We start from the raw sequence: 1,533 nt of genomic DNA on the forward strand, positions 1-1,533 counted from the left end.
ATGAACTACCCGCCCCTACTTCGTTGAGGGGCGGGTTTCTACATCCTGCCCCGTAGGTTCCGTAGCGGATTTTTGACGCTTCATTTGCCCCAGTTGCTTCATCGATCCAGCTTGCTTGCGCTCACGGGTCTTTGAAGTAGAGCGTGGTGCATCTGCGTCTGCGAGGCTCGTTCCAAACCCCGGTAGTTTGTCTTGTGCCCAAAGCAACATAACAAGGGCCGCGGCTAAGTCTCGATCCATCGTGAAACCACACACTTTGCACTGGTGAACTCTTTCATCCAGTGTTTTTTTGTGCTGATGCCCACAGCCGGGACAGGTTTGTGACGGCTTAACTGACTTGGTAGGGACTTCGATGAATACGCCACAAGCTTCAAGAACTTTGTATTCGATAGCTTGCCGTAACATCCCCATTCCCACGTCTAAAATGGACTTATTTAGACCAGCTTTTTGCTTTTTCCTCTTACCCTTTTTAGCTTTACGGGTCATTTGGGCAACTTCCAGTTTTTCTGTAGCGATGAAGCTATTACTGCTAACGATATCTACCGCTACCTTGTGAACCCAATCCTGACGTTGGTTGGCAACTTTCCTGGTCACCTTACTAATTTGGGCTTGGGCTTTTTTCCACCGACTGGAAGCTTTTTGCTTTTTTCTCCGATGCGGAGCAACCTTCCTACGCTTGCGTAAGGAAAGTTGTTTAATTTTAGCTTCAGCCTTCCTCAAAAACTGAGGAGCTTCAATGAATAAATGGCTCTCTCCATCCGTAATTGCTAAAGCCGATTTACATCCAAAGTCGATACCAACAGCACCAAAGTCTGTAGGTCTTGATGCTAGCTGTAACTCGGTTAGCTCAACGGTTATGCTGGCGTACCATTTGCCGTTGCGATAAACAATAGTGCAAGTTGTAGGTGTTCCCCACCGCCTAGCTTTTCCTCGCATCTGGATAGAACCAATCTTATTCAGTTCAAGGTATCCATTATCCCCAGTTGAATGACATTTCCAACTTTGTTTATCTGGATAAGTCCAACCCGAATAATTACGAATTGACTTATATCGAGGGCGTTTTGCTAACCCTTTAAACCATCGTTGAAACCCATAATCGACGCGCTTTAATGTAGCTTGTAAGGCATGGGCACCAATCTGTTTATACTCCCTCCAAACTTCCTTGAACCCAGGTAACGAGTTTTGTTGTTCTATGTAATCAACACGATGGTTGAAACGCTGATACTGAGTGAAGCGGTTATAGACAGCAGCATTATAAAGCTCTTGATGAAGCTTTCGATGATATAACAGAGTCTCTTTCTCCTTTTTGGTGGGATAAAGCCGAAATGTTACTCGTCTTACTGCCACTGTCTATCACCTCCTTCACCAAATAGCGTAAAATCAGTGTATCATACACCATTGAACGAATTAAGCAATACATCAAATCTCAGGAAACTCCCCAAGAATGATTGGGTGACTCCGTACCTCCGTCACCCCGCTATCCTACCCCACCCTACGAAAGTTGAGGGTGGGGACAGCCGCGCTCACGTTCTA

At 45.8% G+C, this 1,533-nt stretch carries 1 protein-coding gene; it reads right to left on the reverse strand.

Annotation, left to right across the window (positions count from 1 at the left end; all coding sequences use genetic code 11):
* Window positions 1–15: 15 nt before the first annotated feature.
* Entirely contained in the window at window positions 16–1,347 is a 1,332-nt protein-coding gene (locus ACLGGO_RS35530; RefSeq protein WP_446422844.1) for an RNA-guided endonuclease InsQ/TnpB family protein, read from the reverse strand.
* Between the last annotated feature and the right edge of the window lie 186 nt (window positions 1,348–1,533).

Origin of the sequence: Coleofasciculus sp. (assembly GCF_046565525.1) — a bacterium.
GTDB lineage: Bacteria > Cyanobacteriota > Cyanobacteriia > Cyanobacteriales > Coleofasciculaceae > Coleofasciculus.